At 35.6% G+C, this 25,351-nt stretch carries 20 protein-coding genes, 2 tRNA genes and 1 pseudogene; 10 read left to right on the top strand and 13 right to left on the bottom strand.

Going from position 1 to position 25,351, the window contains the following annotated elements:
• Positions 1–737 precede the first annotated feature (737 nt).
• Positions 738–1,016: a hypothetical protein gene (locus tag ACFIMK_RS04675; RefSeq protein ID WP_375638432.1), complete on the top strand. Its 279-nt coding sequence runs from the start codon at positions 738–740 to the stop codon at positions 1,014–1,016.
• Positions 1,017–1,062: 46 nt separating this feature from the next.
• Here the strand turns inward: ACFIMK_RS04675 and ACFIMK_RS04670 are convergent, their stop codons facing one another.
• Both ACFIMK_RS04670 and ACFIMK_RS04665 read right to left on the bottom strand, forming a co-directional pair.
• Complete coding sequence (locus tag ACFIMK_RS04670) at positions 1,063–1,383, bottom strand: addiction module antidote protein (RefSeq protein ID WP_006589073.1); 321 nt, start codon at positions 1,381–1,383, stop codon at positions 1,063–1,065.
• On the bottom strand, positions 1,370–1,666 hold the full coding sequence (locus ACFIMK_RS04665; RefSeq protein WP_375638431.1) for a type II toxin-antitoxin system RelE/ParE family toxin: 297 nt from the start codon (positions 1,664–1,666) through the stop codon (positions 1,370–1,372). The genes ACFIMK_RS04670 and ACFIMK_RS04665 overlap by 14 nt, the downstream gene beginning before the upstream one ends.
• 166 nt (positions 1,667–1,832) lie before the next feature.
• Between ACFIMK_RS04665 and ACFIMK_RS04660 the strand changes: the two are divergent.
• Both ACFIMK_RS04660 and ACFIMK_RS04655 read left to right on the top strand, forming a co-directional pair.
• Positions 1,833–2,499: pseudogene (locus tag ACFIMK_RS04660) on the top strand (lysozyme).
• Positions 2,496–2,723 (top strand): hypothetical protein, encoded by a 228-nt coding sequence (locus ACFIMK_RS04655; protein WP_375638430.1) that lies wholly within the window; start codon positions 2,496–2,498, stop codon positions 2,721–2,723. Before ACFIMK_RS04660 ends, ACFIMK_RS04655 begins: the two are co-directional and overlap by 4 nt.
• A gap of 516 nt (positions 2,724–3,239) precedes the next feature.
• On the opposite strand, the gene ACFIMK_RS04650 is transcribed toward ACFIMK_RS04655, so the two are convergent.
• The 5 genes from ACFIMK_RS04650 to ACFIMK_RS04630 form a co-directional block, all read right to left on the bottom strand.
• Positions 3,240–3,551, bottom strand: coding sequence for a hypothetical protein (locus ACFIMK_RS04650; protein ID WP_375638429.1), 312 nt, complete (start codon positions 3,549–3,551; stop codon positions 3,240–3,242).
• Positions 3,552–3,666: 115 nt separating this feature from the next.
• Positions 3,667–3,984, bottom strand: a complete 318-nt coding sequence (locus ACFIMK_RS04645) for a phage integrase central domain-containing protein (RefSeq protein ID WP_375638428.1) — start codon at positions 3,982–3,984, stop codon at positions 3,667–3,669.
• Between the two features lie 898 nt (positions 3,985–4,882).
• Entirely contained in the window at positions 4,883–5,809 is a 927-nt protein-coding gene (locus ACFIMK_RS04640) for an outer membrane protein (RefSeq protein WP_375613489.1), read from the bottom strand.
• 561 nt (positions 5,810–6,370) lie between these two features.
• On the bottom strand, positions 6,371–6,643 hold the full coding sequence (locus ACFIMK_RS04635) for a hypothetical protein (RefSeq protein ID WP_375612155.1): 273 nt from the start codon (positions 6,641–6,643) through the stop codon (positions 6,371–6,373).
• Positions 6,637–9,012: a mechanosensitive ion channel domain-containing protein gene (locus ACFIMK_RS04630; protein WP_375683108.1), complete on the bottom strand. Its 2,376-nt coding sequence runs from the start codon at positions 9,010–9,012 to the stop codon at positions 6,637–6,639. Before ACFIMK_RS04630 ends, ACFIMK_RS04635 begins: the two co-directional genes overlap by 7 nt.
• 180 nt (positions 9,013–9,192) lie before the next feature.
• Between ACFIMK_RS04630 and ACFIMK_RS04625 the strand changes: the two genes are divergently transcribed.
• The 4 genes from ACFIMK_RS04625 (at position 9,193) to ACFIMK_RS04610 (ending at position 14,995) form a co-directional block, all read left to right on the top strand.
• Complete coding sequence (locus tag ACFIMK_RS04625) at positions 9,193–9,570, top strand: hypothetical protein (RefSeq protein ID WP_375613487.1); 378 nt, start codon at positions 9,193–9,195, stop codon at positions 9,568–9,570.
• A 91-nt stretch (positions 9,571–9,661) separates the two neighbouring features.
• Complete coding sequence (gene secD, locus ACFIMK_RS04620; protein ID WP_375620802.1) at positions 9,662–12,175, top strand: protein translocase subunit SecD; 2,514 nt, start codon at positions 9,662–9,664, stop codon at positions 12,173–12,175.
• A 99-nt stretch (positions 12,176–12,274) separates the two neighbouring features.
• Positions 12,275–14,026 (top strand): YbaL family putative K(+) efflux transporter, encoded by a 1,752-nt coding sequence (ybaL, locus tag ACFIMK_RS04615; protein ID WP_375613485.1) that lies wholly within the window; start codon positions 12,275–12,277, stop codon positions 14,024–14,026.
• Between the two features lie 15 nt (positions 14,027–14,041).
• On the top strand, positions 14,042–14,995 hold the full coding sequence (locus tag ACFIMK_RS04610) for a YbhN family protein (RefSeq protein ID WP_375613484.1): 954 nt from the start codon (positions 14,042–14,044) through the stop codon (positions 14,993–14,995).
• Positions 14,996–16,096: 1,101 nt separating this feature from the next.
• Here the strand turns inward: ACFIMK_RS04610 and ACFIMK_RS04605 are convergent.
• Positions 16,097–16,172, bottom strand: a tRNA-Lys gene (locus ACFIMK_RS04605).
• Between the two features lie 436 nt (positions 16,173–16,608).
• Here ACFIMK_RS04605 and ACFIMK_RS04600 point away from each other — a divergent pair.
• Complete coding sequence (locus ACFIMK_RS04600; RefSeq protein ID WP_375612149.1) at positions 16,609–18,177, top strand: TerC family protein; 1,569 nt, start codon at positions 16,609–16,611, stop codon at positions 18,175–18,177.
• A gap of 622 nt (positions 18,178–18,799) precedes the next feature.
• Here the strand turns inward: ACFIMK_RS04600 and ACFIMK_RS04595 are convergent.
• The 5 genes from ACFIMK_RS04595 to ACFIMK_RS04575 form a co-directional block, all read right to left on the bottom strand.
• Complete coding sequence (locus tag ACFIMK_RS04595; RefSeq protein ID WP_375629689.1) at positions 18,800–18,928, bottom strand: hypothetical protein; 129 nt, start codon at positions 18,926–18,928, stop codon at positions 18,800–18,802.
• Between the two features lie 2,335 nt (positions 18,929–21,263).
• On the bottom strand, positions 21,264–21,488 hold the full coding sequence (locus ACFIMK_RS04590; RefSeq protein WP_375638426.1) for a hypothetical protein: 225 nt from the start codon (positions 21,486–21,488) through the stop codon (positions 21,264–21,266).
• A 207-nt stretch (positions 21,489–21,695) separates the two neighbouring features.
• Complete coding sequence (locus tag ACFIMK_RS04585; RefSeq protein WP_375613508.1) at positions 21,696–21,800, bottom strand: hypothetical protein; 105 nt, start codon at positions 21,798–21,800, stop codon at positions 21,696–21,698.
• A 152-nt stretch (positions 21,801–21,952) separates the two neighbouring features.
• Positions 21,953–22,120 carry a hypothetical protein gene (locus tag ACFIMK_RS04580; protein ID WP_375629647.1) on the bottom strand — a complete coding sequence of 56 codons (168 nt, stop codon included), beginning with the start codon at positions 22,118–22,120 and terminating at the stop codon, positions 21,953–21,955.
• A 530-nt stretch (positions 22,121–22,650) separates the two neighbouring features.
• A tRNA-Arg gene (locus ACFIMK_RS04575) sits at positions 22,651–22,727 on the bottom strand.
• Positions 22,728–22,990: 263 nt separating this feature from the next.
• Here ACFIMK_RS04575 and ACFIMK_RS04570 point away from each other — a divergent pair.
• Positions 22,991–23,764 (top strand): NAD kinase, encoded by a 774-nt coding sequence (locus ACFIMK_RS04570; RefSeq protein WP_375612145.1) that lies wholly within the window; start codon positions 22,991–22,993, stop codon positions 23,762–23,764.
• A gap of 145 nt (positions 23,765–23,909) precedes the next feature.
• Positions 23,910–25,313 (top strand): DEAD/DEAH box helicase, encoded by a 1,404-nt coding sequence (locus tag ACFIMK_RS04565; protein WP_273790690.1) that lies wholly within the window; start codon positions 23,910–23,912, stop codon positions 25,311–25,313.
• Positions 25,314–25,351: the final 38 nt, after the last annotated feature.

Genomic DNA, 25,351 nt, shown 5'->3' with positions numbered 1-25,351 from the left:
ACATAACCGCAACCATCCTCACAACCGATATGCGAAATCATCCGTCTATTGTTTGTATCAACGTGTCCTCCAGACGTCTTAGGAGAAGGCGCTTGATTGCCTACAATACTGGTTGCTTGATTACTTCCATACATGCATGGCGAAAACTCATCACTCGTCAAAAATCTCTTACTAACAGACTAAAAATCAAATGCATGATCCGCATAGCTACGAGTTGAAAATACCCGTAATTTGGCTTTAGGAGGCAAGCGCATTTCATTCGTGAGAATAAGCAAGCCTAGTGAAGAGCAACATAACAGTAGCAATTCAAAGGCGGCTTAAAACGACAAAATAGTGAAAAGTACTGATCATTTTATGATTGTATATGCATTTAAATCGACAAAAAGGCACCGTATAAAGCAATTTGAACTTTTTTGACAGGGGAAAAATCCACTTTAGAAATACAAAACACTTTATACAGTCAAATTTGAGACAATTAGATCTATAGGTAAAATTAAGGTTTTAAACATGCGAATTTTACAACACCTGTTCTTAACAAAACCTAAACAACCCATGCAAAAAAATGGGTTGTAACAGTTGATTATATTCCTTACTGAGGACAAAATCAAAAAAGGTTTCATGGACTGTCCTGCTATCACCATTCAAAGACCAGATGGTACAGAAAGAGTGCTCCCTTCAACAAAAATTACATCCAGAGGATTGGCATGTTTGAGAGAGCAAATCTTTGGGGGTGTGCAATGAATAGCAGTGTCGACTTCTTATGCAATTTGTGGATAGCGTTGGCTCAATTTTCCAATCATCAAAGTGTTGGAGATGAGGATTGTAACACGCTGGTGCAGGTCATGGGCGTGGTGGAAAAAGCTTTGATTTTAGAACTTCAAGATGAAGTGCCCAATTTTACAAAGATTCTGGCAGTTCTTACAGATTTCGGAGCTTCAGAGTTTCCCATGGCTATGAATCCTTTTTTGAAAGCTTCCGAACCAGATTTAGAAAGCCCCATTAAAAAGGTTGCTTAACTTAAAAACAGAACTCCCCTCCCCGTTATCAACAATGGGGAGGTAGTCAAGATGCTTCTTCTAAAGCTGCTTGTTCCTTACAATTATTTTGGATAGGTGTTAAGCTAATCTGCAAATTTAAAGCACTCAAAACACTAAGAAAAGTAGAAAGTCGTGGATCACCTTTATCGCTTAAAGAACGATAAAGAGACTCGCGATTTAGTCCTGTCTCTTGAGAAACAGTTGTCATTCCTTGTTTACGCGCAATAATACCTAATACATGTGCAATATAGCCACTATTTTTGGTTTCTAAAGCATCATCTAATAAGATCTTAAAGTCTTCAGGCGTATTAAAATATTCACTTACATCAAATTTAGTAATTTCCATGTTTCATTTCCTTTACTAATTGAAGGGCTTTTTCGATATCTTTTTGTTGTGTGGATTTATCACCAGCATTTAATAACAAAATGATTTGTTTCCCTTGTTTTACAAAATAAATCCTATAGCCTGGTCCATAATTTATTTTTAGTTCACCAATGCCACGGAAATATTTCACGTCTCCTAGAAGCCCATATTCAAGGCGGAAAATACGTGCAGCAATTTTCTTTTGCACTTGTTTGTCTTTTAACGAGTCTAACCACTCTGTAAAATAGTGTGTTATTTTTAACAATAAACATCTGTAGTTTATATGCTACAGAATAAATAATGTCAAATACATTCTTTTGTTTCAATGAACAAGCTACATAGGTTTTAACAAGCCATCCTTTCACATGGGAAAAATATCAATTTTTTAATCCAGCTCTGCTTTTTGCGGAGCTTTTTTTATGGAGAAGCATATGCGAAAAATATCATCAGAAGGACTTGCACTTATTAAACAATGGGAAGGTTTGCGTTTAAACGCCTATAAAGATGCCATTGGGGTATGGACAATAGGTTATGGACATACAAACAGTGCTGGAAAGCCTTTTATTTACGAAGGCATGACAATCACTGAAAAGCAAGCAGAAGAACTTCTTTGCCAAGACTTAAGACAATTTGAAAATGCTGTTGAACGCGCTGTTACAGTTTCATTAACGGATGAACAATTCGCGGCGTTAGTGTCCTTTTGCTATAATGTAGGAACAGGAGCCTTTTGTAACTCGACACTGTTAAAAAAGATCAATCAAGGTGAATATGAAGCTGTCCCTGCCGAGCTACAGAAATGGACCAAAGCAGGCCGGTAAGCGTCTTGAAGGTCTCGCACACCGGCGTGTGCCGGCAGAAACAGGCTTATGGGCGAAAGGGGCTTTTGTTTCCTCCAATTATCAAACAGTAGAAACGCAAGCACCAACGGGGGTTTTCAAAGCCGAAGCCCTTGCACCGATTATTGGTTCTTTTTCTGGGCTTGGAGGCTTATTAGCAGGAAATGGACCAATCCAATGGGCTTTGGCCACCATTATGATTTTAGCCGCATGTGCTGGTATTTTCTTTGTTGCTAAACGCTTTCAGGAGCATCGTCTATGATCTTATGGATGAAAAGAAATCTGATGGTGACAGGCGCGGCTTTAGCCGCTTTTTTTATGATTTTAGCAAGAGCTTTTAATCTTGGGAAAAAAGCAGAGCAACAAAAGCAAACAGAAAAAGCTTTAAAAGCAGCCACAACCCGTCTTGAGGCAGAAAATGAAATTAATCAAAAAAGTGATGCTGATGTGCGTGCTGCTCTCTCTCGTTGGTTGCACGACAAATAAATATGCTTCTTCTTGTGTTGGCTGGTTGCCAATTTATTTAGACAAGAAAGATCTGAACGCCATCAGTTCCAATTTAGCAAGAGAGATCTTAAAGCACAATAATCTAGGTGAACGCGTGTGTGGGTGGAAACATGGCTAGAAAAAAACACAAGACGATACAGAGCTTACAGAAGCAGAAAAAGAAATCCTTCAAGAAATCATCATCACCTACAAAAGCGTAAAAATGATGTCTCGTTTGATGAAGTGGATAGCATTCATCCTCTTTTTGCTTATCCTTGATTTTGCACACCTTATGGATGCGATAGACAATATCTTTGCACATTATAAAACAGTGGCTAACCAAAAACTGAAAGCTTTACCCCCTCCCCGCTTTTAAAGCGAGGAAAGAGAGATTATATCGTAATCTATCCGCTAATCGCTTAAATGTTTCTTAGACACCTGACGCGACAATAGACATAACAATTATCAAGCCTCTCCAGATATAAAAGACGCCCATTGTTCTAAGAGGACACGGCGCTATTCTAAAAAATCCGTCCGCATGTAAGCCTTTGTCACTGAATTCCCAACTGAATACGCAAGAACAGATTCTGCAATTTCAAATGGTGTTGACGTTGTCTCTGCTATCCAGTCCCGCAGAATCGATCTGAAACCATGAAGTCTATAATCAAAACCTTTGTCTTTCATGAATTTAGGAAGTGCTACATCAGATATAGGCTTTCCAAAACTCTCAACAAATAAAAAACCATTTTTTGCTTTTTCAATAACAGCAAGCGCTTCAGCTGTAAGCGGCACATGAAAATCAGAAACCTTTCCAACAATTCTCTTCATATTTTCTTTTGGGATAATCCATATTGATCCATAAATCTCTAAATATGCCTGATTGGTATAAAAAAACCGTCAAAATAAGAAGTTTTAAAGCTAGATGTGATACAAGCTCATCATTTTAAGATTGAAAAAACTTAGGCATTTCTTTCCATGGCATAACTGGAATATTTGGGGCATTTTGAATAAACTTTTCTAATAAAGCTTTTGCTTTTAATTGCATATCCACATCTATACTAAGTGCCACCGCATGTTTTATAGCTATATTCAAGCGGGATAAAGCTTTACTTGCTGTTTCGTTTTTTGTCTTCCAAATGGGAAAAATGCATCCTTTTATATCAATTTGCGTCAGTTCAATGATTGGCGTATCATCAAGTTTAGAAAAAACATGTAACTCAAGAGGTGTTAACCAGCTTGCTGCTTTTCCTTCATTTTTCAATTCGTTTTTTTGGCTTCAAAAGTACTAGAGGCAATTTCTCGTAAAGAAATACCCCCCTGCTCGACGTAAATTTTCTTTTTGTTTTCGGCGAATCGGGTCAATTCTTTGATCTAAAAGATCACGACAAGCTAAAGCTTTGAACAGTGCTTCTTTTAAAGATACATTGCGACAAGAGCCTAATCCCATTTCTCGTCGTATTTATATTGAGGTCAAACCTAAAAACCCATCATCCTTGATCTGGTGTAGTTTTGATAAGCCATAAACCAGCTCTGTCAGCATATTTTCCTTTAGATAGATTTTTTACAGATAAGACAGACAGTCTATCACGTTCTTCGAACCACCTTTTAAAAACCACCTTTTGAATTGCACTTGGAGCACTTTCATCTGGTACCAAGATTATATATAAAAGGCAATTTAATAAATAAAATAAAATAAAAACAATTAGTTATTAAACAGAAAAAAGATAAACTGTGCTATCAGGTGATATTGTAGAGAGTTCTAAGGGAAGAAAAAATTGTTGCACAAACGTACACGCCGTCCGCACCACTCTATGTAAATTTTCTTTATTTTCTCATTACTTAGATAGTAAAAACTCTCTTTAAGTTTACTGTTTGCAACTCTATAACGGTATTATAAAGTGATAACTGTAATAATATGAAAGACGAAGCAATCCTTCTTTGCCAATAAATGTTTCAACCACACCTCGTGAACTAAAAATTTTTTATTCTTAACAATTAAGAATCTGAGTAACTCTTCCTTACCTCCTCATTCTCACTCAAAGTCAAAGCCCCCTTTTTTTTTCACCATAAAATAGTGTTTACAATGCATAAAATTAAAAAATAAAGGCCCTATCAAAGAAATAGGACCCCTTAAATTTAAGCTCCTTTATCCTACAAAATTAGAATTTGTAAGCTATTCCTGCGCGAAAATCATTCGTCTTATACTTAACTTCAATCTCGTCTTTAAATTTCCTTTTACCAAAATCTGAGTAACGATATTCCGCACGCACAACAAGATGGTCTGTCATTGCAAAATCAACACCACCACCGAGAGTATAACCAATCATCGTTTTTGTTACATCCGATGTCCTATTAAATGGCTCACCTCCCGTAATTACTGTCGACAAAATATCCTGAAACTGTCCATAAGCAACACCACCAGCAATATAAGGCATCACACGCCCTGCAGAAAACCCAACACGCACCCGTGTAGCACCTGTCCATTTTTGTTTTAACGTATGATTAAAAGTTAAACTGTCTTTCTCTTCTTTATCCTCTGCAGAAGAGCGAGAAAAGCCTCTGCCCTGTCTCCTGACAATTTTTGCCTTTTTTCGACTTTTTTCTTCTGTATCTAATTCCTCAGTATCACTACCCGATCCTTCAGTGCCCAATCCTTCAGTTCCACCAGCACTCGATTCATCTGCATGAAATCTTGTTTTTGTATCCTTTTTTTCCGTTAAAATGATATCCGTATCAATCCCCATAATAAAATTATTACCGAGATCAAAATTAACACCCGCATAAAAACCACCTATAAACCCAGAAAGATCGGGCATATGCTGTTTCTCGACAGGTATCCATGGTTTACTTTTACTACCCTCATCAGGATAGAGAGGAATATTAACATCAGGCGCTGTTGCAGAAATCTTACTTGAAAAGCCACCAACTTGCCCCCCGAAATAAACACCTCCCCAAGAAAAAGGTGAAGAAGCAACAACTTCTGAGGCAACATGTACTGGCTCTTCGTGAGCCACCACATCTGCAGCCTGTACTATAGAAGGTGAAATCAAAGAAAAAACAGATGCTGTTATAAATTTTGTATTCATAAAATTATACCCCATTGCTAAATTTAAATATAATCAAAAATCACATTTAGAAAAACAAAGTTTTATAAAATCTTATGCTGCAAAATCGCATATACTCCTTTATAGTTACATTTAAATCTATTACTATATTAATATATCATTACATCAAAATTTAATATTATCAAATAAATTTTAAAATATTATAATAATGATTACTTCAAATAATAAATATTTAATAAAAATACATATTATCTTGTCAAAAGGAGGAAATATAAAATATTTTGTATTAAAATTACCGCAAAAAAATCACAAAATAGTATATTTTATGCCTTTTTTTATGAAAAAATTCTAAGAATGATGTAATTATTTTTAGAAAATCGATGTTCATTAACAATACTATAAATACCTCAATATTCTTACATCCAAAATGCATACTGTAGATTCTACATAGTATAAAAAAACATCCATTTTATACTAAAATCATACCTTTTTTTTACCATTTTCTAAAGGATGAGATTATTAATTACACACAATATCATTATCCTTCTAAATCTTGTCCCCAAACAAAAATTCTCAATCATTTTATTTAAAAATTGCTCTTCCCCTACTGATTTCTATATTATCATCTGCCTTTATTGCAAAACGGTCTTTATTAGGAAAAGTTATAAAACATCCCTTCATACAAATTGTAATTGTTTGATGAGTATTTAAAGAAATTTTTGAAGGTATACTTCCTTCAACAACAATAAGAGATTGTATCTTTAAATCAGTATTCTTCACTGTTGCAGCAAAAGCTGTTATGGTAAAAATACTTAATAGAATAACTGTAATCAAAATATAAGTATATTTCAGCATTCTAAGATTCCTTCCTCAGCAAAACGCTTATATAGGCTAAATTGAAGAGCATTGGTTACATGAGAAGATGAGGTAATATTAGGCACATAAATAGCCAAATTAAAGGAAAAACTCTTACGATCAAATGCTGTAAAACTCACCTGTGGGATAGGATTTTTTAAAACGCCTTCTGTCGCAGAAGCAATCTCTAACAAAATTTCAGCAACATGCTCTGGAGCAACCTTAGATGATACAGTAACTGGTATATCAATTCGTCCTACTTTATTACGTCGTGTCCAATTACTAACGTTGTTATTAATAAGGCTTGAATTGGGAATAATAATCGTCTTACGCTGAATTGTCTCAAGTTCCGTTGCACGCACACTAATACGCTTAACAACACCCCCTACTGATCCAGATTCTATATAGTCCCCTATTTTAAATGGTCTTCCAACTAAAATAATAAGTCCAGAGACAAAGTTTTGGACAATATTCTGTAAACCAAAACCTATACCAAGTGAAAGTCCTCCAGCAATAAGAGCGAAATTTCTAAGATCCAAACCTGCCATTGATAATCCGGTCAAAGAAGATACAACAACGCCTCCATAACTTATCACTGTTTTGATAGAATTACGTATACCAGAATCGAACTCTCCATGAACCAACACCACATTATCTAACCAACCAATAAATCGGCGAATAAGAAACCAGCAAACACAAAAAGAAATAATTCCTGTTACAAGAGAAATCAAAGAAAGACTAATATTTCCAATCTGAAAACCGGTCACCGATTGCCACAAAACTGCTTTTAAATCAGAATAGGAAAATCCAAACTGTACAGCAATTGGCATTGCACAAAATATAACAACAAATAAATTGAGAAAAACGCTCACAAAAACTCCCAATTGATTCATCGTTTTTTCTTCTAAATGAAACCTCTGCATCAAAAGATGACCAACCGTTGTTTTCATAAATTGGTCTTTAGTTCCAAGTGCTTGAGCGCTTTGTATTCCTAAATACATGAGAACTAAAAATGCTCCATCAATCATAATTTGCTGCGTAATAAAACGCGCAAGTCCAACGTAACCTAAAAAATTCAATACAAAGAGCAGTAACCCCAAGCCAATAAGAGGAATGCGTATATAAAATGGCCAAAAGTATGGCTCTTTTTTTTCTTCTTGAACACGCCTACGTCTAAACCGCAAAGGTACAAATGATATTATAAATAGCAATATCGCTACAAGAAAAACAGCAATAAAACTTTTAGCAATTGTTAAAGATAGAGGCGCTGAAATGATTTGATAAATACTATCAAGAACAGCGTCAAATGCCAAAATACCCCCTAAAGAAGTGAGTAAAATCACTAATTGATAAGCAGACGATGATGTAATCTTGAGAAGACCTACATGGGGCCTATTCGATGATAGAAGAACAACCGCTAATCGATTGATTAAAAATAATAAAATAATTTGACAACCTATCATATCAAAAACTGTTGTAAGCTTACCTAGATCTAAGTTAAAACTACGAAACAAAAACAACACAAGATAAACGCAAAGAATACATACAAGTGAAGGTAAGAGAACTGAAATAAAGGCGATCAATAAGCGTTGTAAATAAGATATTTCCTCATTAGACTTCGTAAAGTGGCAATACACATGAACAAGAACTTTTTGAGAAAAATACGAAAGTCCCAAAGTAATAAAAAGTGGAATTAAAAAGCAAAGAAATAGTTGTAAAAACTTGAAGTAAAATATAAAATTCCACCAAGAATTTAACAACACAAGAAAATCTGATGAAGCCTCTTTTGTTTTTTGGACGAGATGTTTAACCATCGGAATCGAAAACTCAAGCCTATACGTAAGTGTGCGTTTAAAAAGCTCCCGAGATTGAGAAATAGAAAGTTCAGCTATTCTATTTGCCGCTAAGAAAATTGCTTCAAAACGAAGCATGATACTGTTAATTTTAGCTTTTTGCTCTATCAAATAGGAATATTCCTTCACAGAGCTTTTCAGTTTTTTCACGTCACGATGGAGCTCCATTAATTGATCAAGAAGTGTATTAATCTCATTAAGAGGAGGACGCAAAACAAATGCTGCCTCAATAGCACGTTCACTGATATCTTGTGCACGTAACCGTAATTCTTCTAAAGCACGCTCATCTTCTGGCTTTCTGTCAAAATCTCTTTTTAAAGTTTCAGTATTTTCTTCAAGAGTCTTAATAATCAACTGTTGTTGCAGAATAATTTCATCAACTGAATAAGAAGCTATCGTTTGTTCGACAATTGTATTTTGTGCCCCCCTATTACCCCATGCACCAGAATTAAATACAAAGATAATCCCCAAAAGAAGGAAAAGTATGTGGATGTTTTTTCTACAAAATGAATACATATCTACCTTATGAGCACAAAAGGGATTTTATTTTTCTCTTTTAAATATGGTATAAAGTAGATATTTTCAACTTTTATAGAATAATCTTATAAAAGCTTTCCCTTATCCTATAATACTGGTAATAAGATAAAAGAATGATAAATAAGCTGAACTCAATAAGATTAAAGAAGGCACTCTAGCATGTTTTTTTTGCACCTTTATTGCAAAAAAGAAGATTTTCTTCCTTTGACAACTTGGATTTTTCTATCCAGTTTAGGTGTATTCTTGACAAGCAACCTAGAAACGCGTGCTTATTTAATCAAACAATCACACACCAATAATGTCATTAAAACGAATAGATTTGATTTACATCATAAGTGTGATCAGGTGAATGTTACCACAACTGAAAACAAAAAACTTGTAACACTCCATACAGAATCTATTTTTATGAGGACCTTTCAAAAAATCCTAACATTGGATTTCTTTTTAATAAAGATTCCAGCTGTTGACACACGATTTCGTAACGTTAAAACACAATATTTCTCAAATAAACGCGCTCCTCCCAATGAACATACTTAATTCTCTTCCTTGAATATAAAAACGATCATCTTATTTTACTTGTGCTTTTAACTTTGAATAACTGTTAGATTGCCTATTTACGGAATATATCATGCGTACACCTGGTTGGTTAACTACCCTTTATTGTTTTATTCTTTTAAGCAGCATTTATGTTGCCTTACCCAATTTATTTTCACACGAACAAGTTAAAAACTCGAAATTCTTACCCGACACCCGTGTAGCACTTGGTCTTGACCTTCAAGGAGGCTCTTCTCTCCTGCTCGAGGTTGATAGCAAAACGTTAAAACGCGATCAGTTACATATAGTTTTAAGCAATGTGCGCAATGTATTGCGTGAAAAACAAATCCGCACCTCAAGTGTGCGTATCGTTGAAGATAGCGTTATTGCCCTTATTTCTGACCCATCGCAAACTGAAAAAGCACTCTCTGCTTTGAAAACATTAATAACCCCCATACACAGTAGCTTTGGCACAACAGAACATAACATCACGATCAGTGCTCAAAATGAAACTCTCCGCGTCACATTAACAGAAGCTGGTATAAAAGACCGTGTCAGCAATGCTATTGAACAAAGCTTAGAAATCATCCGTCGTCGTATAGATCAAGTTGGTGTTTCAGAACCAGCCATCCAAAAGGTCGGAAATGATCGTATTATGGTCCAATTGCCTGGACTACAAGATCCAAAACAACTGCGTGATCTTTTAGGAACAACCGCTAAGATGAGTTTTCATCTTGTTCCTTCTAATGTGGACCCCAATAACCCCCCTATAGGTGTTTCTATTCTCCCTGGATACACTGATGCAACACAACATTATGCAATTTATGATCAAATTGCTTTAGATGGAAATGTCCTGAAAGATGCCCGTGCAGGTTTTGACCCCCAAATACCAGGACGTTCCATTATTTCATTTACGCTAGATTCCGCTGGTGCAAAAATATTTGCCGATATAACACGACAAAATATTAACCGTCCTTTTGCCATTGTTCTGGATAATAAAGTTTTAACCGCTCCGACCATCAATAGTGTCATTCCCAATGGACAAGGTCAAATTACAGGAAACTTTGACCCCAAAGAAGCCTCAACTCTGGCTGCTCTGCTTCGTGCTGGTTCCCTCCCCGCACCACTCACGGTCATTGAAGAGAGAACCGTAGGTCCAAATCTTGGTGCTGATGCTATCCAAATGGGACTTTACACCGGCATAATTGGCTTTATTCTTGTTGCAATTTTTATTTTTCTTCTCTATCGTATTTGGGGATTAATTGCCAATATAGCACTAGCTCTGCACACAATTTTAACATTTGCTGCACTGAGTCTTTTGGGAGCTACGCTTACGCTGCCTGGTATTGCTGGTATTATTTTAGGCATCGGTATTGCCGTTGATGCTAATATCCTTATCAATGAACGTATCCGTGAAGAAAGTCGAAAAGGTGTGGGTGCTTTTGCAGCCCTAGATCGTGGATTTAAACACGCTTTTGCAACCATTGTTGATGCAAATGTTACAGCAATTATAGCGACCGTCTTACTATTTTGGTTCGGGACCGGTCCCGTTCGTGGTTTTGCCGTAACAATGTTGCTTGGTATTATCATCTCCATGTTTACAAATATCACCATTGTACGCATCATCATGATTTGGATCGTTCGTAAATGGAAGATTAAAAAATTGCATATTCACTCTGCTTTCAACATCATGCCACAAAACACAACTTTCCACTTTATGAAAGCACGTTTCATTGGTATTGGCGTCTCAATTGTTTTATCAATGGCTTCAGTTTTTCTCTTTTTTAAGCCTGGATTGAATTTTGGTATTGATTTCATTGGCGGAAGCCAAATGAGTATTACCACGAAAGGACCAGCAGATCTAGCAACTCTGCGTTCCAAGCTTTCTACTCTTAATATTGGTGAAGTTACCTTGCAAAATATTGATAACGAAAATACCGTATTAATTCGCATGCAGAAACAAAGCGGTGGCGAAGCACAACAAACCACCGCCATTGATAAGGTCAAAACAGCTGTACAAAATATCTATCCCGATACCACATTCGATCAAATAGAAGTTGTTGGTCCCAAAATTTCAGGTGAGCTTGCCACAGCTGCTTTTACTGCTGTTATTCTTGCGGCTATTGCCATGTCTCTCTATATATGGTTACGCTTCGAGTGGTTCTTTGCCATTGGAGCAATTATCACTCTCATTCTAGACACCACAAAAATGATTGGCTTTTTTGCTTTATTTCAATTTGATTTTAATTTAACGGCTATCGCCGCACTCTTAACAATTGTTGGATATTCTATAAATGATAAAGTTGTCGTCTATGATAGGATGCGCGAAAATATGCGTCTTTATAAAAAAATGCCGTTGCGCGAGCTGATTGATCTGTCAATTAATCAGGTTCTTGTACGTTGTTTTTTTACATCAGCCACAACAATTCTTGCGATGCTCCCCATGGCGATATGGGGTGGAAGTGCTGTTCATAATTTTGCATTACCCATGGTCTTTGGGATTATTATTGCAACATCATCCTCTATCTTTATTGCTGCTCCTATTTTACTCCTGCTAGGAAATTGGTGGCGTGAGCGAAATAATCGTGCAAATATCAAAGTGAAATAAAAATGCCCTTTAATGCGTATGGTACATCTCGCCTCTCTTCTCATAGAAATATAGTCGTTTTCATTCATTCGCTTTTTGATCAAGAATAGTAAATAATCCATGCTCCACGACACACCACTTATCACAACTATTGTTGCAGGCTTATGTTTAGCATTTCTCTTGGGAATGATTGCTAGCCGTTTACGTATTTCACCCCTTGTAGGCTATTTGTTAGCTGGTGTTATTGTGGGACCCAATACAGGCGGATTTAAAATAGATTCCGTCATCATTAATCAACTTGCTGAAATTGGTATTATTTTGCTGATGTTTGGTGTTGGGCTCCACTTTTCATTAAAAGACCTTTTATCTGTCAAAGCTATTGCTGTCCCCGCTGCTATTGCACAAATGGCATTTTCTACTTTTCTAGGTTTGTGCCTTGGTCTGATTATGGGATGGGGCTTTAGTGGTAGTTTGATTTTCGGTCTTGCTTTATCCATAGCAAGTACCGTTATCCTGCTACGTGCTTTGCAAGAGCGTCATCTTATTGAAACAGAAAAAGGACGCATTGCCGTTGGATGGTTGATTATTGAGGATTTAGCAATGGTCCTTATACTTGTCCTCATCCCTTCCTTGGCAAGTGCCCTCAGCAATACCAAAAAAGAAGCGTTGGATCCTCTTGTTCAATGGTTGGATTTAAGTATTTGGGGTATTTTTGGTCTCACCATCCTGAAGGTAATTGTATTTATTGCACTTATGCTCGTCATTGGGCGACGCGTTATCCCATGGCTTTTAAAAATGAGCGCACAATCGGGATCACGTGAATTATTTCGTCTTAGCGTCTTTGCTATTGCATTAGGAGTAGCTTTCGGAGCCGCTCATTTATTTGGAGTTTCTCTTTCTCTTGGTGCTTTTTTTGCTGGTATGGTCATGAGCGAATCAGAATTAAGCCACCGTGCCGCGGAAGAATCTTTACCACTGCGCGATGCTTTTTCTGTTCTCTTTTTTGTTTCTGTAGGCATGTTATTTGACCCCGAGAAACTCTTAACTCATTTTTTCCCTCTCTTAGCAACCTTATTCATTATCGTAATCGGAAAATCTGCTGTTGCCTTTTTCATCGTTAAAGCTTTTCGCTATTCTAATGCAACAGCTTTGACTATTTCTGCAAGCCTTGCCCAAATCGGAGAATTTTCCTTTATCCTTGCTGGTTTAAGTTTAAGCTTAGGACTTTTAAACAATGACGCTCATGATTTAATTCTTGGAGGAGCAATTTTTTCTATTTTGCTCAATCCTCTTGTTTTCATTGCCTGTAATAAAATTAAAAAACGTCTAGAAAAAAATTCTGCATCTTCACAAAATACCCAAACAATTATTGATATTGATCCACAAGATCCTGACCAAGATTTTTTACCGATGACCTTAAAAAACAACCATATCGTAATTATTGGCTATAGTCGTATCGGTAAGTGTGTTGCATTATCTTTAATAAATAGAGGTGAACCTATAGTGATCGTAGAAGAATCAAAACGCCTCTCTGATAAAGCGATTGCAGATGGCTTTGAGGCTATTTGCGGCAATATCATTCAACAAGAAATAATGAACGCAGCAAATATAAATAATGCACATAAAGTTGTTATTACAATGCGAAGTACCATTGAAGTAGGAGAATGTATCGTGAATATCCGTGATATGAAGAAAGATATCCAGATAATCACACATGCATTATCCGACACAGAAACAACATATCTCATTGATTTAGGTGCTGATGTTGTAGTAACAGATGATGAAGAAATTGCCAATGGTATTATAGAGTATATAACAGAACGAAGATCTGTAAGGAATATGCTCAATCATGAAAATTTACAGAAAACATAAAATGGATACAGAATCGTGAAAATAAAGCAATTTATATGGCCATTGATTGGTATCTTAGCAATGCTGGTATCTATTCGAATTCTTTATATGAAGCTCTCTGCCATTTCATTTGGGGATGTATTGGAGCGCTTGAGCAATTTAAATGCACAGCACTGGTTATTAGCCTGTTTATGTTCTCTCCTAGCTTATGCTGCTCTTGCTGGATATGATCGAATTGCCTTGCAACATCTAGGCCATAAAATTTCTTGGATTTTTATCGCTATATGTTCATTTACAACCTACGCTCTTTCACACAATATCGGTGCTTCAGTTTTTTCTGGTGCCGTTGTACGCTATCGCGCCTATAAAATGAAAGGATTAAACGGAACAGAAATCGCAATATTAGTAGGTTTTTGCTCTTTTACTTTTGTAATCGGCACAATCTTACTTTTGGGAATCGTTTTGGTGCTGCAACCCGAAATTATCACCCTCATTCATAAAGAACTTCCTGAATGGCTCGGAACAACGGCTGGAGCAATTTTACTCAGCTGTATAGCACTTTATACGTTTGGCAGCTGGCTTCAGTTAAAGCCCTTACGCTTGGGGAAGAAAATTCAACTTTCCTATCCACGACTGAAAATTGTTATTCAACAGCTTCTCATTAGCCCTCTAGAGCTTTTAGGAGCAGCAGGAATTATATATGCTGTTCTCCCACATAACGCAGATATTCATTTTATCTCTGTTCTTGGTGTTTTCCTAGCGTCTTTTACGATAACTCTTCTCTCTAATGCTCCAGCAGGAGGAGTAGGAGTTCTTGAAGCTCTTTTCATAACAGGCATGCCCAATATAAATCCAACCGATGTTATTGCAGCACTTATTGTCTTTAGAATGTTTTATTTGATTATACCGCTCATCCTTTCATTATTTGTGGTCGTCATTTTTGAGGCGCAACAATATTGGAAAAGAGCCCCCAAAACACCACCTGAATAAATAAAAGGCTATCAATGACTTCTTTTTTTATGTACCTATAAAAGAACAAAACACCATCGTGTTGCCAATTTACATATCTTTTTTAAGAAACCTCTTTCAACGCTCTTCTCCATTACACAACAATACCCATAAATGGTATAATAGTAAAGCTATTGTTGCACCATCATCTTTATACTTAATAAAAGAGCAAGCCTGTGCCATTATACTATTTTTCCAATGTTATGATAACTTTTAGCACTTAAGAACATTAATAAGAATTATTTTTATGCCTTTCTTCAATAGTCTTTATCCACACATTAATCCCATTTATGATGCAAAAATGAATGATTTTAATTAATTCATTATAAGAGGGATTGAAACAAAAGAAGTTTATGATAGTAAAGTTTTTTTTAAATAAAGAATAATCAATTCTTTATAAATCAATATATTATAATGAATCTGTGTGGCTTTCTTAATATTTATATTTTTAGAGGTTTAGCTAACGGAAAGACAGCATAGCGTAACCACACAGCTTAATATTTTAAAACTTTAAGCCTCATTAAAGTTTATTGTCTTTCGTTTAACAGGTATTAGCTTTAAACAATTAAACTGATCTAATTTTATTACTTGTATGTCCAGCTAACTACTTTATTTTAGCTTGATTTACCCTCTTGGAATACTGATGATTGTTACAGAAGTTTTTTGTTTAAGCGGGAGAGTTATCAAAAAATATCCACGCTGCTGACACAACTAAAGTGTAAAGTTTCTTCTGTCTTTAAACAATATGCTAAAAATCCAAAAAAAATTTAATCAATTTATATTAAAAGAAGTGAAAACTGTTGATTTTTATACCCCTTTAAATAACACAATTGTCGGTAAGAGGCTTCTCCTTACCAATTGCAACTTCAAAAAAGAAACAATACGCATTAAAAGATCTTTAAATGTCCTTTGGAAGTTCTTTGAGTCCCCTAAAAAGTACAAACACCGATGACTAAGCTATATCAACAATCTTCACTTTTAAACAAACAGATATGGGGAAATCCTACTGCCCAATTTTATTTAGCAACTCGTACCTTAAAAAAAATTACGCAATCAATAAGTTATTTACGGTATAAAATAAAATGGTGGGTGATGAGGGGATCGAACCCACGACCCGCTGATTAAGAGTCAGCTGCTCTACCGACTGAGCTAATCACCCATAAGCTTCTCAAAAGACGAGAATGAGCGTTTCTATAACGCTCCTAAGGATAGATGTCCAGATATTTTGTTGTTTGTTATATAAACTCATTGTCTGTAAGGTTAAAAATATGATATTCACCACTTGATCTTATATAAAAATAAACCCATTATAAGAAGCTTTATAAATAAATGTTCTGATTGTTATACAGAACCTATAGTTAGAGGATTATCGAGCATAATGCCCGAGCGAAAATTAGAGGAACCTTCTTGTGGTTGTAAGCGGGATGGGGCATCATTTTGTTTTATCAACAATCACATGCATTCAAGCAATATTGTGCTGTTTTTTTCTTTGAATATAAGTTTTTTACATTCAATGTTCATGATCCAATATACGAATAAAAGACTATGAATTTTTTTTGTCAATCGCGCGCTTTTAAGCTTCTAAAAGGTAAGGAATGATGGAATGGATCACTGATCCCCATGCGTGGTTTGGTTTGATCACGCTGGTTTTTCTCGAAATTGTTTTAGGAATAGATAACCTTATCTTTATTGCAATTTTAGCTGAAAAATTGCCACTGCATTTGCGTGACCGCGCACGCTTTATAGGTCTTACTTTAGCATTAATTATGCGGCTTTTCCTTCTTACCGTTATTGGATGGGTTATGAGACTCGATAGGGTCATTCTTTCACTTTCATCTTTTGTATTTAGTTGGCATAGCTTTATTTTAATCGGTGGTGGAGCCTTTTTGCTCGCAAAGGGAACGCTAGAATTACATGAAAGGTTAGAAGGAGTATCACATGAAAGAAAAACAGGCGTTGGTTATGCTGTTTTTTGGCAAGTAATCGTCCAAGTCGTGGTGCTGGATGCCGTTTTTTCACTAGACAGTATTATTACCGCAACAGGTATGATTGCAAAAGAGCAGGCAGCAGTTATGTATATCGCAGTCATAGCTGCTATGGGAGTAATGATGTGCGGATCTGGTGCTCTTATGCGTTTTATTAATCGTCATCCCACTATTGTAATCCTTTGTCTTGGTTTTTTGATGATGATTGGTTTTACTCTCATTGTTGAAGGATTTGGTTTTCATATTCCAAAAGGGTATTTGTATGCTGCTATTGGTTTTTCTGTTCTCATCGAAGCTTTTAATCAAATTGGACGTCGTAACCGTGAAAAAATGATTAAAACGAATGATCTACGCAGTAGAACAGCTGATGCTGTTTTGAGGCTCTTAGGAGGAGGAAGCAAAGATAGTCACCTTGCTGAGACTGTAGATGTTATTGCTGAACAGGCCGCAGCTTCTGAGTTGTTTAGACCAGAAGAAAAGGAGATGATTCGTGGTGTTCTCGATTTAGCTGATCGCCCTGTTCGCTCTATCATGTCGCCGCGTAATGAGATTGAGTGGTTAGATTTAAATGCTGATGAAAATGAAATGCGTGAAGAATTACAAAAGGTTAAACATAGCCGCTTAATTCTTGCGCGTGAAAAAGTGGATGAATTTGTTGGCGTTGCGTTGACAAAAGATCTTCTTTTGAATTTGGCTGAGGGGAAAAAGATTAATTGGAAAAAAGCTATGCGAGAACCCCTCGTTGTTCATGAAAATACAAGTGTTTTACGATTGATGGAGCAATTACGTCATTCTTCGATTCAGCTTGCAATTATTGTTGATGAGCATGGATCTTTTGAAGGAATTGCAACACCAACCGATATTCTTGAAGCTATTGCAGGAGACTTTCCTGATGACGATGAAGAACTCATGATCGCAGAACAACTTGAAAATGGCAGTCTTCTTGTTGAGGGATATGCTGATATCCGCCGTTTAAGTGGTTATCTTGGGCGTAACCTTGTGGATGAAGCAGATCGTTATACGACTCTGGCAGGCTTTATGCTTTGGCAGTTTGGTCATTTACCAAATGAGGGAGAAAGCTTTGAAACTGATGGTTTACACTTTAAAGTGATTGAAATGGAACGCAGAAACATATCTAAAATCCTTATTTCTCCACTTGTATCACCAGAAAAAAGCTAGTTCTTTTTACAAGCAAAATGAATAAAAAGATTTTTTTATGATTAAAAATTGAAAAGAATAAGCAGTTGATAACTCAATTGCATTTCATTATTTTTATATTTTTTTAAGCGTAAAATAATGACATACAAAAGTTATATTATCAATGAACTTTCCATTATAAAAAATTTTCATTGATGATTGACGAAAAGCTGGGAGAGAGAAAATGGTGCAAAATTATTTGTCAATGGTCATTAATCTCAAAACAATGAATATATACAATATATTGATTTATAATAATTATTTATTACAATATTACCTTCACATCAAGAAAGCCTCTTTCAAACATCAGATTTCCGCCAATGGATAAAACTCCACCATTGTTGAGTTCACTCAACTGATGATGGCATCTTTAAACCAGACTCTGGCTCCTATAATCTTTTTAGATCTTCTTGATATTTCTTAAGGAGCTATTCCTTAGCTTTTGTTTCGATAAATTTAGCTATTTTTTTCCTTGCAAGAATGAAACTCCACCTCTCTGGAAAGGCCCTTATTAAGAACTTTGTTTTTCTTCTAGATAGCTCATATTTTTGCTACTTTTTAATTAAAGCGTAGCTGAGCTGCTTAGATTTCACCACTTCTTTGACTAAAGCCAATGCACGTTCAGATGAATCTGTTGGGTATTTTCATCAAAGCCTAAATGATCCTCTGCACTGAAACTTTGATAATAAGATTGTAAGGTTGCAACATCACCCAATAAAGACAGTGCACCAATATGAAGTAAGCTATAATCTGCATCATATACCTTGATAACCTTTATGTGCCTCCAACTTCATTCTTTCGCCAAGATGGTGCTCCATATCTGGAATAAAAGCATTTATGAAGATCAATTCTTTCTATCGCCTATTTCAAGACATAATCAAGCTTAATTCCAACCAATCTGCATATATTCCTTCTTCACAAACTCTCAACCCCTTTTTATAAAAATCAAGTTGTAGATCTTGTAAGTGCTGAGAATTGATAGGGATCAATTGCAGATAAAATACCAGTACTAATCGAAACTCCAACATCAAATTACGGATAACCTTTGATAATTGCGTCATTATAAAGAATTTGTACTTCACAATCTGGTAGTTGATAACGTGCTGAATAATTATCTACCTCTTTAATTTTTTCAACAGACCAATCAAGATTTTGAAGAGCACTGTTGCACTCTCCATGATTAAAAAATTCTTTGCTCTAGCTCAAAAGAGGTTTTATCCATATCAAAAGTCAAAAGCGAAGCAGATTTTTGCAAACAAAAGTGATAACGCCGTGTAAGAGAAGAATCTTATCAATAAGGCCTTTGGTGATTTCTTTTGTAACGTCTAAACGAGATGGAATCTTATTCATAAAAAATATAATAAAGTCAATAGTTTGTGTGCAATTATTTTATATGAATCCCATTTAAAATCTACACTTTTATACGTGATTTAATTAACCATTTTTCATAAACAATTACCATGTATGGATAGACCATAAAACGCATGTAAACATTCAAATGAAGTGAACGCAGCTATCATTCATAACAGTTCATAAATTTTATGATACGTTTTTATCACACACAAATCGCATTATTAAAAACGTAATCGTTTGAAATTATCGATAACATAAATTGCATGCGTTTAAAAAATGGTATGGGGTTTACTCTTTTTTTGAGCTAAACCTTAAAAGAAATAATCATTTGAAACTATCATAGAATAGGTTTTAATTCATTAAGGGCACATAAAAGGATTTAAAGACAAGTCGATTTTAAAGCGCCGCTTACTAAAAAGTTAGTCAATAATAAGCAGACATTATATAGATACTATCATCACAACAGGTAATGAAATTGATAATGTTATGTCGTAGAAATCAAAAGATTTTTAATGATATAACGCAGGCAAACAAGCAAAAAACGTTTTAAAAGTTATAGTTTAAAAATACGAAACCAAATGAAATCCCCTCAAATTTGAGGATACTTATTAAGACAAAGATAAGTAGATAAATTTCAAAAGGATTGCAATCATATTACAAAGGCATGGTGTTTTACTCAATTTTGAGTCAAAAGCGACAATGTTTAAAGAATGCTCTATTCTAAAGTTAACGAACTCGAATTTGAGCTGGTTAATTTTGCCAGCCCAAATATAGAGCGGCTTATTTGAAAAGAAGTTATGTTTAAATGCAAAGTGAAAATACGCTTATGAGAACCTCACTAAATGAACGTTTAAACGTTTAGAGACATAAAATGATATCTCTATAAATACGTTTGAAACCTAGATTTATAACAGTTTAAAAGCCTTAGATTTTATAAAAAGCGGTTGTTTATTGTCTTATGAAAAGCTGCTTTTAAAAACCAATGTTCGTAAATGTAAACAACGGGTTTTGTTACAAATATTTACTTAATACGCATTTTCTCTTGATTGTCTTGATATGAACCTACCAAGCGTTGAGACATTTTGATAATGTACTTTGTGTCAAATGACCACTTCAAAAATGCGAGCGTTATTCTTAATACGCTTTATAGCCATACATAAAGTGTTTATAGGTTCTGTAATTCAAATGAGTGATTAAAGATCATATCTGTCATTTACGTTCCTTTTGATCAGTTTTAATCAATAGAATAGAGCGTTTGCAATATGATACGTTTTGTATACATACATTCATTATTGACTTCTTTTGTATGATCTGTAGTACCTCTATTTAAAAGCAGCGTCATATCAATTGGCACAGCTTTCTTTTATGATGCGTTTATAACCATCAAAGAAGCACCCTCCACGTCTGTCATTTATTCTGTTTATCAATCTTGATAACATCATCACTTTCATAAACCTCTCAATTTATGGGAACCGAATATAAATCGCTATGTCTTTTTATTCTTGCATTGCCATATACATTACTTCTAATCACGATATAATCAGGAGATCTTGGCATAGCCATAAACAGAGCCGTAGACCTTAGTATGACACCCCACGCTAGCATTGCCGTAAACCTTGCCTAACAACCGCATGATCATAAACCGCGGCATTGCTATGAATACGTGCACTACCGGATAATTTTGCATTCCCATAAACCCGCGCTTAATGATAAACTCAAACGTTATAAGAAAGATGAGCATTGTCATAAACATGAACACCAAAATACACATGGGTTTTATCACATATAAGGGTATTGCCATACACATAGCCACCAATGGCAGCATTGCCATAGCCCCTTATATTTTCATAAACACAACCAGATTTTACAACACAGACATTATCAGCAACCCAGCAATTACCATCATGAGAGAGATTGCTTTCATTTTCAATAAAAGCCATCCAGATCGCTTTTTTTACATCACCAAAATCGTTTAAAGCACGAATGCGATAATATATATATATACATGACCAGTCACGAAATCCATTTGATTGATCTATTCATATTTTGGATGGTTTTTTCTGATTAACAGGAGCGGTTTCATTTGCAATGAAAGAAATAACGGAGATGTTTTTTGATATAGTTATCATAATTAAACCTGTATGTTTTTAAAAGTTTTGAACAGACATTAAGCCAGCTCCAAACCAAATGTTTGTTGCATCAAGCGCTCTGTTCAAACTAATAATAACATATTCATTACCTAGTAGTAGAATACCAACTCCTACACCTGCATAAAGCGAAGCAATAATCCGCCCATATGGCTATGCTGTATGACTATAATAGAACCCAAAACCATCATTGCTACACTCGCAACACCAGCAGCAAAACGGATCAAAAGGACTAAGTGTTAACGCCATGAAAATAATTAAGTGCACTCATCACTATAGCTGCACAAGATAGTATGCGAGGAGCAAGAAATATAATCCCAATTACTGCCAAACGTAAAGAACATACTCCCAACTAAATAACCACCATAATTAGTGTTCGGTATATAAGAAAGTTGATTAAAGCTAAACAATCCTTCATCCAACATAACTGGCAGTATTGGTGTATAGAGAAATCACCAGATACCCATATCAAAACCATATCGAATACAGCATTTTGAAACAATTCAAATCTTGACGGTTGTTTTTTCCCCCTTATTATTCCTTTAACTGGTGATATTCCTCATCTGCGTTCCATATCACCATAACAGCCTTTAACTCCAAAAATAGAATAAAAGCAAATTTAGCTATCTATTTTAATGCTCAAAACAATATATTTAGCGATCTACTATCAACATCGCCAGATCAGTTGTACAATAACATATTGAATTAAATGTACTTTTTAAATGTTTATAGTTAAATTGAAAGCATATTTAGATAACCTTGCTTTTTTATCTCGATATTCAAAATGACTAACCGAAAAATTATATACGCAGCCGTAAATTTTACTTCTCTTAAAATCATTTGCTTATTCGCTGCAAAACTTAATAAACAACTCAAATAACCATTTTCATAAAAGAGGAAATTGGCTTCTTTTTAGGTAATCTTGTTATTTAGGATGATATGAAGTTGAAGAATTTGGTGCACCCGACAGAATTCGAATCTGTGACCTCTGCCTTCGGAGGGCAGCGCTCTATCCAGCTGAGCTACGGGTGCTTCACACTGATTATTAAAATCAGTTATGGTCTTTTAACTAATCATACTCTTAGCTTCAATGCTAAATTATCATTCTAATAAAAAAATTACTCGTTTGTAATTTATCTAACAACGCATTCCTTTTACTTTTTAATGATACTTTACCTTGAAATAACTTCTCTTTATTCAATGCTCTTTTTATTATAAAAAGAGCTTTTATTACAACTTCAAAACTCTCAAAAATAAGTTACAACATAAATTATAAGTATCAGGATAATTTTTAAATGGCTACATTACCAAGTCGCTTTCATTTTATTTCCGCAGAAACTGAGGAGGCTATCAAAGCTACCCATAAATTAATTTCCGTTTATGGTCATTCTTCTCTGGAAGAAACTGATATTGTTGTTGCAATCGGTGGTGATGGGACAATGTTACAAACCGTACGAGATGTCATGAACACAGGCAAACCTATTTATGGTATGAATCAAGGTTCTGTAGGGTTTCTTATGAATGAATTTCATGAAAAAAAATTGCCCAATCGTATTGCTGCCGCACATAAAAAAGAAATCCATCCCCTGCGCATGATTGCAAAATCTGAATGTCAAGATTCTATCGAGGCGCTTGCAATTAATGAAGTATCCCTCTTTCGGCAATCTTATCAAGCGGCAAAAATTCGCATCACCATTGATAACAACGTACGCATGGAACAATTAAGTTGTGATGGTGTCCTCGTCGCTACACCAGCTGGATCAACCGCCTATAATTTATCAGCACAAGGACCTATCTTACCTCTTATGGCTCCCCTTATGGCCCTCACTCCCGTTAGCCCTTTTCGCCCTCGGCGTTGGCATGGAGCTTTGCTTCCCGATACAGTAACAGTGCGCTTTGATATGCTTGAACCTGACAAACGCCCTGTAAACGCTGCTGCAGATAATATTGAAGTTAAATCTGTCCATTCAGTTACTATTTCAATGGCAACAGAAGTAACAGCTTCAATCCTTTTTGACTCAAATCATTCATGGGATGAGCGCATTTTATCAGAACAATTTCGCTATTAATGATTGTATTATGCGTTTTATATGTATATGATTGTTATAGTTAGTTTTTTTGTGAAAACATCTTAACACTTTTAAAGAGTGTAGAATATTGGTTATAATCATCATTAGATAGCGCAGTTAAAATCACAGAGCAGTTGATAAAAAAATGATACCATCTTTAAACAGTTTTGATGATTTAGGTCTTTCCGCAAAGGTTATTAATGCGGTGAAATCAGCGGGGTATACAGCTCCGACACCTATTCAAAGTGAAACAATTCCGCATGTCCTTCAAAGAAAAGACGTTTTAGGAATCGCCCAAACGGGAACAGGTAAAACTGCCTCTTTCGTATTGCCTATGCTCACTCTCCTTGAAAAAGGTCGTGCAAGAGCACGAATGCCCCGTACACTCATCTTAGAACCAACAAGAGAAATTGCAGCTCAAGTTGAAGAAAATTTCGATAAATACGGCATAAATCATCGTTTAAATGTTGCTCTTTTGATTGGTGGCGTTTCTTTTGAACTCCAAGATCGCAAACTTGAACGGGGAGCTGATGTTCTTATAGCAACACCAGGGCGCCTTCTTGATCATTGCGAGCGCGGTAAACTGCTCCTGATGGGCGTTGAAATCCTTGTGATTGATGAAGCTGATCGCATGTTGGATATGGGCTTTATTCCTGATATTGAACGCATCTGTAAACTAACCCCTTTTACGCGTCAAACTTTGTTCTTTTCTGCAACAATGGCGCCAGAAATTACAAAGCTAACGAAACAATTTTTACATTCTCCTGTATCTGTTGAAGTTACAAAAGCTTCCTCAACAGCTACCACAATTACACAACGGCTTGTCAAATCTGGAAATAAATCATGGGATAAAAGAGCGGTTTTACGAGAGCTTATCCAAAATGAAGGTGCAGAGCTTCAAAATGCAATCATTTTCTGTAATCGAAAGAGAGATATCTCTGAACTTTTTAGATCGCTTATCAAACATAACTTTAATGTAGGGGCACTTCATGGAGATATGGACCAATATTCGCGCATGAACACCCTAGCTGATTTTAAAAATAATAAACTTACACTTCTTGTTGCTTCTGATGTTGCTGCCCGTGGACTCGATATTCCAGCTGTAAGTCATGTATTTAACTATGATGTTCCTACACATGCTGAAGACTATATCCATCGAATTGGTCGTACAGGGCGTGCAAATCGTAGCGGAAAAGCCTTTACAATCGTTACAAAAGCTGATCAAAAATATATCAATGCCATCGAGGAAATGAGTAATGAAAAAATTGAATGGCTCAATGGAGATCTCTCAACTTTAATAGCCGATGATCAAACAGAAGATATTGTTGTAAAGAAAAAATCTTCAAAACCATCAAAGAAAACTGCTCCAAAAGAGCCTGTTGTTCACACTAAAAAATCTGTAGAAGAGAATAAAACAGAATATATCAAAAATGCAAATAATAAGGAGAAGCCATCTGAGCAACAACGCTCACGAAAAAATAAGAATTACACACCTATTGGATTTGGTGATGATATTCCTGCTTTCATGCTTATAAAAACGTGTAAATAAACCCGTTCTCTACTCTCTTTTAGAGTGAAATGAACGAA

Source organism: Bartonella sp. AP280QHHD (assembly GCF_042196125.1).
In the GTDB taxonomy this organism is placed as follows: domain Bacteria; phylum Pseudomonadota; class Alphaproteobacteria; order Rhizobiales; family Rhizobiaceae; genus Bartonella.
This window is presented reverse-complemented; position numbering and strand designations above follow the sequence as displayed.

Coding starts and splice junctions, on each gene's coding strand:
- ACFIMK_RS04580 (WP_375629647.1), bottom strand. CDS start 22,120: ATGTTGGATGAAGGATTGTTTAGCTTTAATCAACTTTCTTATATACCG.
- ACFIMK_RS04640 (WP_375613489.1), bottom strand. CDS start 5,809: ATGAATACAAAATTTATAACAGCATCTGTTTTTTCTTTGATTTCACCT.
- ybaL (WP_375613485.1), top strand. CDS start 12,275: ATGCTCCACGACACACCACTTATCACAACTATTGTTGCAGGCTTATGT.
- ACFIMK_RS04670 (WP_006589073.1), bottom strand. CDS start 1,383: ATGGAAATTACTAAATTTGATGTAAGTGAATATTTTAATACGCCTGAA.
- ACFIMK_RS04590 (WP_375638426.1), bottom strand. CDS start 21,488: ATGGCTTTTATTGAAAATGAAAGCAATCTCTCTCATGATGGTAATTGC.
- secD (WP_375620802.1), top strand. CDS start 9,662: ATGCGTACACCTGGTTGGTTAACTACCCTTTATTGTTTTATTCTTTTA.
- ACFIMK_RS04655 (WP_375638430.1), top strand. CDS start 2,496: ATGATCTTATGGATGAAAAGAAATCTGATGGTGACAGGCGCGGCTTTA.
- ACFIMK_RS04600 (WP_375612149.1), top strand. CDS start 16,609: ATGATGGAATGGATCACTGATCCCCATGCGTGGTTTGGTTTGATCACG.
- ACFIMK_RS04650 (WP_375638429.1), bottom strand. CDS start 3,551: ATGAAGAGAATTGTTGGAAAGGTTTCTGATTTTCATGTGCCGCTTACA.
- ACFIMK_RS04635 (WP_375612155.1), bottom strand. CDS start 6,643: ATGCTGAAATATACTTATATTTTGATTACAGTTATTCTATTAAGTATT.
- ACFIMK_RS04565 (WP_273790690.1), top strand. CDS start 23,910: ATGATACCATCTTTAAACAGTTTTGATGATTTAGGTCTTTCCGCAAAG.
- ACFIMK_RS04570 (WP_375612145.1), top strand. CDS start 22,991: ATGGCTACATTACCAAGTCGCTTTCATTTTATTTCCGCAGAAACTGAG.
- ACFIMK_RS04675 (WP_375638432.1), top strand. CDS start 738: ATGAATAGCAGTGTCGACTTCTTATGCAATTTGTGGATAGCGTTGGCT.
- ACFIMK_RS04625 (WP_375613487.1), top strand. CDS start 9,193: ATGTTTTTTTTGCACCTTTATTGCAAAAAAGAAGATTTTCTTCCTTTG.
- ACFIMK_RS04630 (WP_375683108.1), bottom strand. CDS start 9,012: ATGTATTCATTTTGTAGAAAAAACATCCACATACTTTTCCTTCTTTTG.